This window comes from uncultured Aliivibrio sp. (assembly GCF_946479765.1).
GTDB lineage: Bacteria > Pseudomonadota > Gammaproteobacteria > Enterobacterales > Vibrionaceae > Aliivibrio.
In genome coordinates this window covers 1-8,282 of record NZ_CAMLHO010000079.1, presented here as the reverse complement: position 1 = coordinate 8,282, position 8,282 = coordinate 1, and the positions used below count along the sequence as shown (strand labels likewise).

Sequence of the window (8,282 nt, the reverse complement as noted above, 5' to 3'; positions counted from 1 at the left end):
TTATAATAGCATTGGATGAGATGATGTCAGATAACTCAGCAAACAAACGAATTCAATCAGGGGGGTGTGCCATTCACTGTCAAGATTGCAGTATCAGTCAGCTATGTATTCCATTCACATTAAATGAATCCGAATTAGACCAGTTGGATGAAATCATTGAGCGTAAAAAACCGATTCAAAAAGGCCAAGAGCTTTTTAAAGCAGGTGATGAATTACGCTCTCTCTATGCCATTCGTTCAGGTACAATCAAAAGTTACACGATTACAGAGCAAGGCGATGAGCAAATTACTGCTTTTCACTTAGCTGGTGATTTAGTCGGTTTTGATGCAATCACTGATGCTGAGCATCCAAGTTTTGCGCAAGCTCTTGAAACATCAATGGTATGTGAAATACCTTATGAAATTCTTGATGACTTATCAGGTAAAATGCCTAAACTTCGTCAACAAATTATGCGTTTAATGAGTAATGAAATTAAAGGCGACCAAGAAATGATCCTATTGCTTTCTAAAAAGAATGCAGAAGAGCGCTTAGCGGCTTTCTTGTTTAACTTATCGACTCGTTTTCATCAACGTGGCTTTTCTCCAAGAGAGTTTCGTTTAACCATGACTCGTGGTGATATCGGAAACTATTTAGGTTTAACTGTTGAAACCATCAGCCGCCTTTTGGGTCGTTTCCAAAAAAGTGACATGTTAACGGTTAAAGGTAAATACATCACTATCAACGATCATGATGCATTAGCTGAACTTGCTGGTTCAGCAAAAGAAATTAAGTAAACCGTATCAATTAAAACTTTTAAAAATGAGGTATATCTCCTGATGTACCTCACTTTTTTGCATCTAACTCTCCCACTTTTATCACCAAACTGCTAAAGTAAATACAACAGAACGATTTTATGAATTTGGTTTACCAAGGAGGTTAGTATGAACCGCTACCGTAAAATACTCGTTGTTGGGATTATTGATCAGGATGAACAACCCGCATTACTTAGAGCGTTAGATATTGCTAAACGCAGTTCTAAATCATCTGAAATAACCCTATTCTGTACTACATACGACTTTTCTTATGAAATGACATCCATGCTGTCTGCTGATGAACGAACTGCAATGAGAAATGGCGTCGTATCTCAAAAAGTAAACATGCTTAATGATATTATCGAAAGCTATGATATCCCTGATCATGTTGCTATTACCGTAAAAATAGTTTGGCATAATCGTCCTTATGAGGCGATCATTAATGAAGCGTTTGATGGGAATTATGATCTCCTAGTTAAAGCCACACGCGAACATGCCAAATTTGAAACCGTCTTTTTTACCCCAACAGATTGGCATTTATTACGAAAATCACCTATTCCTGTTCTCTTAGTTAAAGCAAGAGGATGGCCAGATAATGGTAATATTTTAGCCTCCGTTCATGTCGGTTCTGAAAACCCAGCGCATTTGGCTCTTAATCATAAAATGGTAGAAGAAGCAAAATACTTTGCTGAGGTTCTCAACTCAACTCCTCATTTAGTAAATGCTTACCCTTCAACCCCGCCATCTATACACGTAGAATTGCCAGAATTTGATGCGATTCAATACAAAGATGCGATTCGTGGCCATCACCTAACTCAAATGAAAGCATTAAGACAAGATCATGGTATCCCAGAGGAACAAACCCATGTTTACGAAGGGATAACCGAGGAAGTAATCTCCGAAGTCGAAGATGAATTGCATGCAGGACTTGTTATATTAGGTACGACAGGACGCACGGGTTTATCCGCTATCTTTATTGGTAATACCGCTGAAAATACATTATCACTATTAAACAGCGATATATTGGCTCTAAAACCTGAAGGTTACATTAGCCCTTTAGACCCTAACCATATCTAGCACTAGTAAGGGCTACCGAGTAGCCCTTACTGCTCCTCTAATAAAATAATCCCTGCGGAAACTCGCTTATTGATATTGATTGGGTATAATACCCGCCTTATCAGTGCCATCATTAGGTTAGAGTAAATAAATGAGCGAATTAACCAAAGCGCAGCAAGTCAATTTCAATAAGCTTCAAAAGAAAATCCGTCGTAATACTGGCACTGCAATTGCCGATTACAATATGATTGAAGATGGCGACCGCATCATGGTTTGCTTATCTGGTGGTAAAGACAGCTTTACCATGCTAGATATTCTTATGGGTTTAAAGAAAAGTGCGCCTATCTCATTTGATCTAATCGCGGTAAACCTTGACCAAAAACAACCAGGTTTCCCTTCGCATATCTTGCCTGAATACTTAGAAAAGCTAGGTATTGAATATAAGGTTGTCGAAGAAGATACTTACTCGATTGTTCAAGACAAATTAGTTGAAGGTAAAACGACTTGTTCTTTATGCTCACGTTTACGTCGTGGTATTTTGTACCGCACAGCAAAAGAACTAGGGGTAACTAAAATTGCACTTGGTCATCATCGTGATGATATTTTAGAAACTATGTTCTTAAACATGTTCTACGGCGGCAAACTAAAAGGTATGCCACCAAAGTTAGTTTCTGATAATGGCGAACATGTAGTGATTCGTCCATTGGCTTATTGCCGTGAAAAAGACATCATAAAATACGCTGATCTGGCTAATTACCCTATCATTCCATGTAATCTTTGTGGTTCTCAACCTAACATGCAACGTCAAAATATTAAGCAAATGCTAAATACATGGGATACCCAATTCCCAGGGCGTATTGAATCGATGTTTACTGCAATGCAAAACGTAGTACCAAGCCACCTTGCTGATTTTAATACCTTTGACTTTAAGAGCATTAACAGTGACTCAGGTATCATTAATGGCGGTGACATTGGTTTTGATAAAGAAGAAATGCCAGTTCAACCTCTTGATGCCGATGACGCAGTCACAGAATTCGATCCCTCTTTACAATTAGATGTAGTAAACGTTCAATAATCTTATTTTGAACATCTGGTTAGTCATATACAAAAATGGCGCTACTTTTAATTAAGTAGCGCCATTTTTATTCGTAAAATAAATTACTTAACAAGCCAAGGTGTTACCTTCAATGGTGTTGCTGGCAATTCAAAAGAAGTCTCTTTGCTGAACTCTCTTAAATCTACCGTTGCTTTGCCATTTTCTATAGGAATAATCACACCATTAGATGCTTTAATTTCTGATGTTACCGCGTCACTGAAAACAAAGCGTACGCCTTCTACATCAGGCATGAAGCACTTAGAGAACATACCGCCAATATCAGATAACATGGCATTCATCTGAGTTGTTAATAACGTTAATTCATCAAAACTTACTGAGCCTGTTAACGGTTTATTCGCTAATACTTCCATAGAAATATCACATTGTTTCCCTTCTTCAGTTTGAATATAAACTAATGGATTGGCTGATTTTAAATTGTTATCAATTGGAAGAGGTAATTCCTGACTACTTGGGATTGTAAATTCCTCGTAATGCTCTTCTTTTTCCATCCATGCTTTTGTTATATGACACGCTTTACCTGTTTGTGAGTCATTAAAAAACAGTGCCATGCGAACGTTATCATGGCCTTCTTTCTGATTCACTTTTAACTGGTAATACAGTTTCGAATATGTAAAACGATACTGTTCAGCTTTAACTGGTAACGCCAAACACAACAGTGACAACGTTGTCGCACCAATCCATTTTTTCATTTTATCTCCAATACTGACTATTATGACGGATCATAGTTTGGATCTCTTCAACGTAAGCCTCGCCACGCTCAGAGTAACGAATAAGTCCATGTGCTAATGCATTTGCTTCTTGTTCTGGTGTTAGATCTTCAGGAGAGGCATGTAACCTCATTCGAATATTACGAAGTTCAGCATAAGCATTATTACGGTTTACATTCATAAAGTAGGCATGAACAGCATCTTGAGAAGAATCAAATTTCGCTACTTCATGCGCCGCACCTTCATTACGCTTACTTGGCACTACACCACAGCCTTTAGTGTAACACCACTGTCCAAAGTAATTATTCGCTTCACGTGCAAAACGAGAAGTACCCCATGCTGATTCATTTGCCCCTTGGCTTAACACAAGAGGTGCTGGAATATAATCGACTTTAACTAACATTGCGTTTACCCAATCGGCAGTAATCCCAGTATCCGTCAATTTTTCTTTATATAAAGAAGCAAGCTCTGTTGCTCTGTCTACCTCTTTTGTTGAAATATCAACGTCATTGTCTAATGACATTACTAGCGATTCTAAAAAAGTACGTTCTTCTTTAACTCGAGCATTTTCAGCAATCACTGCTGGGTACATAAAGCTAAAGAAAGCCGCTTTCTTCTCTTTTACATCAGTAAAGGCTTTAAAATCAGGCACGTCTTCTCTTGGTGTACAAGCAGACATCATTAATACAGCAGATAAAATAAGAAATTTTTTAATCATCATAGACCTCACGCGTTGAAAATATCGTTTTTAACATCTTGATTCGGATTCTTGTGGTTATCACTCTCGCCACTGTCCTCATCATCTTTCACTATTACTTTTAATGTAATACCAAACATATTGCGGTAAAGAATGCCTTTCACATTAAAAATAAACGGCATTACCATTATTAAGCCTACACCGTATAAAGCAATACCAAACACCAAAGTAAGCATAATCACAACATGAATAAGAAGCATTGATGTTAGCTTTTTGTTCGTTGCTCTAAATGAATATAGCAAGGCTTTTAATGGTGGGACTTTTTTCTCACATACTAAAAGAATAGCAAAACCAAAAGCCATTGATAAATAAAGGGCAACCATTGGTAAATAAATATTTACTAAACCCTGTAACACCTCAGAAAGGATAGTCACAAGAGCAACCATTCCCGCCGAAGCTATCCCTTTAAATATATAACTAGTACGACATTTAAGCCCCGCAGCATGGCTCATTCCCATTAAACTTGCTCCTGCCGTTAATGGAGAAACAATGACCTGAGCACTTAAGCCAGCAACAAAAGCTGCATAAGAAATAGTTGTCGTCAGTTCAGTTTCACCCAAAAATGCTTGGAACAAGATCGCAGGATCACCTAGCTGAACTTGTAACGCAATGAAAAATACTGCCATATAAGAAAACGTCAGCAATAAAATAGCGGGTGAAAAAGTGAAGAAATGCGTCACTGTATTCTTCCACGCTTCTTGGAGTACGCTCACTGGGCTTAATTCAACTTGCCCAGACATTGCTTTTTCAATGCTCCCACCAAGGATAAACGTTTTTTCTTTTGGTTGTTCGCTCATTTCTATGTACCAGAATAAAACATGAGCCGATTATACGGCTTTCGTCCACCTAGTGCAGTAATCAAAAAAAAATTTTTACTAATCCTTTGAAAACAACAACTTTAATTGTAACAATACCAATCGTTTTTTTGATTCTTGTCTATAATTAAGCTCAACTTATATACACTAAGCGTCTAAAAAACAAAGTACTTTAAAAAAAATAGGCCTATCAAATAAAAAACACTTTTAATATCGTGACTTGGGGTCTATCATGCGCCCGAAATCCCATCTTACATTCATAAAACTAAGCGCGGTATCACTACCCGAAGGCGGAGATAAAAAGACATTGAACGTTACACTACAATCCGAAAAAGAAGCCGTTATTAAATTAACAGGCATTTCAAAAAGTTTTGATGGCAAAGAAGTGATCTCTAAATTTGATTTAGACGTTAATCACGGTGAATTCTTAACAATTCTAGGCCCATCAGGTTGTGGTAAAACCACAGTGTTACGCATGATTGCAGGTTTTGAAACCGCTGATGCAGGAACAATTTTACTGGATTCGACAGATGTAACGTCAATACCCGCAGAACAGAGGCATGTGAACACTGTATTCCAAAGCTATGCCCTGTTCCCACACATGACGGTATTTGAAAACGTTGCGTTTGGTTTACGTATGCAAAACATTCCAAGTAAAGACATTGAGCCCCGCGTAACAGAAGCGTTGCAAATGGTGCGCCTTGCTCAAATGGCAAACCGTAAACCTCATCAGCTATCTGGGGGTCAACAACAACGTATCGCTATTGCACGTGCTGTGGTAAATAAGCCAAAAGTTCTACTATTAGATGAATCGTTATCTGCACTTGATTACAAATTACGTAAACAAATGCAAATTGAGCTTAAACAATTACAGCGTCAATTAGGGATTACTTTTATCTTTGTAACACACGACCAAGAAGAGGCCCTGTCGATGTCTGACCGTATTATTGTAATGCGTGATGGTATTATCGAGCAGGATGGTACACCTCGTGAAATTTACGAAGAACCAAAGAACTTATTTGTTGCTCGCTTTATCGGTGAAATCAACGTCTTCGCAGCCACTGTACTAGAGCGTCTTGATGATAAACGTATTAAAGCAGAAATCGAAGACACATTAGCAACCGTTTATTGTGACCTGGACGTTAAACCAGGCGACAAAGTCAAAGTGCTGTTGCGTCCAGAAGATTTACGACTTGAAGAAATTAAAGAATCAGACACTAAAGGCATCACAGGCTACGTTCGTGAACGTACCTATAAAGGGATGACATTAGATTCGGTACTTGAATTAGATTCAGGAATGCGAGTAATGATCAGCGAGTTCTTTAATGAAGATGATCCAGATGTTGATCACTCTTTAGGTCAAAAAGTAGCAATTACTTGGGTTGAAAGTTGGGAAGTGGTGTTAGCAGATGAACAAGAAGTTTAATCTCCAAAATATCATCATCACGATTATTGTAACTTGGTTACTGCTGTTCGTTTTCATTCCTAATGTAATGATTATTGGCACCAGTTTCTTAACTCGTGATGAAGCAAATTTAATTGAAATGACATTTACGATGGATAACTATCTGCGTCTTTTCGATCCTTTATACGCAAAAGTACTGTGGCATTCATTTTATATGGCCATTATTGCAACATTAATATGTTTAGTCGTGGGTTACCCATTTGCTTACATTGTTGCAAAAATGCCGGAAAGATGGCGTCCATTTATGCTTTTTTTAATCATTGTTCCTTTTTGGACTAACTCATTAATCCGTACTTACGGATTAAAAATCGTATTAGGTACACAAGGGATACTGAATAAAAGCTTAATCGCAATGGACATTATCGATAAACCCATGCGTATTATGTACACCGAAAGCGCAGTAATGATCGGCCTAGTTTATATCCTATTGCCTTTTATGATTTTGCCACTGTATTCAGCTATTGAAAAACTAGATGGTACTTACCTAGAAGCGGCTCGTGATTTAGGTGCAAACAAACTTCAAACCTTATGGAAGATTGTTTTACCGTTAACAATGCCCGGTATTATCGGTGGTTGCTTATTAGTGCTTCTTCCTGCACTTGGAATGTTCTACATTTCTGATCTGTTAGGTGGTGCGAAAAACCTATTAATTGGTAACGTCATTAAAAGTCAGGTTTTAAATGCTCGAGACTGGCCCTTTGGCGCAGCAACCAGTATTGCCCTCACCTTAGCAATGGCATTAATGCTGTACGCATATTATCGTGCAGGCAAGTTATTAAATAAAAAGGCGGATCTAGAATAATGGGACGCACTATAAAATTTAGCTTCATGAGCTTGGTATATCTTTTCTTATATCTACCAATCATTGTATTGATTGCAAACTCATTTAACGCAAGTAAATTTGGTATGAAATGGGGCGGCTTTACTACAAAATGGTATGAAGCTCTCATTAATAACGACAGCTTAATGCAAGCCGCTTGGCACTCAATTACTATTGCGGTAATTTCAGGTACAGCTGCAACAATTATTGGTAGCTTAACCGCCGTTGCCCTATTCCGTTATCAGTTTAAAGGTAAGAAATTCGTTAATGGCCTGTTGTTTATCGTTATGATGTCACCAGATATAGTGATGGCAATTTCGTTATTGGCAATTTTCTTAGTTATCGGTTTTGAGCTTGGCTTTTTAACTCTGTTAATTGCTCACATTACCTTCTGTCTTCCATTCGTGGTTGTGACCGTTTATAGCCGCTTAAAAGGCTTTGATGTGAAAATGCTAGAAGCCGCACGAGATCTTGGTGCAAGTGAATGGGTAATTCTAAAACAAATTATCTTACCACTAGCAAAACCTGCGGTTGCTGCGGGTTGGTTATTAAGTTTTACTTTGTCGCTAGATGACGTAATCATCAGCTCATTTGTAACGGGACCAACTTATGAAATCTTACCACTGAAGATTTATTCAATGGTAAAAGTGGGCATTTCACCTGAAGTGAATGCCCTAGCAACAGTAATGTTAATTGTTTCACTGGCTTTAGTTGTACTATCACAACTGCTTGCAAGAGAAAAAATTAAGTAATA

Annotated in this window: 9 protein-coding genes; 6 read left to right on the top strand and 3 right to left on the bottom strand. The window is 37.9% G+C overall.

Annotation, left to right across the window (positions count from 1 at the left end):
- The first annotated feature begins 20 nt into the window (after positions 1 to 20).
- The 3 genes from Q1K78_RS16355 to ttcA all read left to right on the top strand — a co-directional run bounded on the left by Q1K78_RS16355 (position 21) and on the right by ttcA (position 2,922).
- Positions 21 to 773, top strand: a complete 753-nt coding sequence (locus Q1K78_RS16355) for an FNR family transcription factor (protein ID WP_300181359.1) — start codon at positions 21 to 23, stop codon at positions 771 to 773.
- Between the two features lie 147 nt (positions 774 to 920).
- Positions 921 to 1,868, top strand: a complete 948-nt coding sequence (uspE, locus tag Q1K78_RS16350) for a universal stress protein UspE (protein ID WP_300181353.1) — start codon at positions 921 to 923, stop codon at positions 1,866 to 1,868.
- Positions 1,869 to 1,998: 130 nt separating this feature from the next.
- Positions 1,999 to 2,922: a tRNA 2-thiocytidine(32) synthetase TtcA gene (gene ttcA, locus Q1K78_RS16345; RefSeq protein ID WP_300181350.1), complete on the top strand. Its 924-nt coding sequence runs from the start codon at positions 1,999 to 2,001 to the stop codon at positions 2,920 to 2,922.
- A gap of 83 nt (positions 2,923 to 3,005) precedes the next feature.
- Here the strand turns inward: ttcA and Q1K78_RS16340 are convergent, their stop codons facing one another.
- From Q1K78_RS16340 to Q1K78_RS16330, 3 genes are read right to left on the bottom strand one after another with little or no spacing between them, the layout of a single operon-like run.
- On the bottom strand, positions 3,006 to 3,653 hold the full coding sequence (locus Q1K78_RS16340; RefSeq protein ID WP_300181347.1) for a DUF2987 domain-containing protein: 648 nt from the start codon (positions 3,651 to 3,653) through the stop codon (positions 3,006 to 3,008).
- Between the two features lies 1 nt (position 3,654).
- On the bottom strand, positions 3,655 to 4,389 hold the full coding sequence (locus tag Q1K78_RS16335) for a glucosaminidase domain-containing protein (protein WP_366900162.1): 735 nt from the start codon (positions 4,387 to 4,389) through the stop codon (positions 3,655 to 3,657).
- An 8-nt stretch (positions 4,390 to 4,397) separates the two neighbouring features.
- Positions 4,398 to 5,225 (bottom strand): hypothetical protein, encoded by an 828-nt coding sequence (locus tag Q1K78_RS16330; RefSeq protein WP_300181342.1) that lies wholly within the window; start codon positions 5,223 to 5,225, stop codon positions 4,398 to 4,400.
- A 325-nt stretch (positions 5,226 to 5,550) separates the two neighbouring features.
- On the opposite strand from Q1K78_RS16330, the gene potA reads away from it, so the two are divergent.
- The 3 genes from potA to potC are packed head-to-tail and all read left to right on the top strand — an operon-like array spanning position 5,551 to position 8,280.
- Entirely contained in the window at positions 5,551 to 6,669 is a 1,119-nt protein-coding gene (potA, locus tag Q1K78_RS16325) for a spermidine/putrescine ABC transporter ATP-binding protein PotA (protein WP_300181356.1), read from the top strand.
- Positions 6,653 to 7,510: a spermidine/putrescine ABC transporter permease PotB gene (gene potB, locus Q1K78_RS16320; protein ID WP_300181339.1), complete on the top strand. Its 858-nt coding sequence runs from the start codon at positions 6,653 to 6,655 to the stop codon at positions 7,508 to 7,510. Before potA ends, potB begins: the two co-directional genes overlap by 17 nt.
- Positions 7,510 to 8,280, top strand: a complete 771-nt coding sequence (potC, locus tag Q1K78_RS16315; RefSeq protein WP_300181336.1) for a spermidine/putrescine ABC transporter permease PotC — start codon at positions 7,510 to 7,512, stop codon at positions 8,278 to 8,280. Before potB ends, potC begins: the two co-directional genes overlap by 1 nt.
- The last annotated feature ends 2 nt before the right edge of the window (positions 8,281 to 8,282 follow it).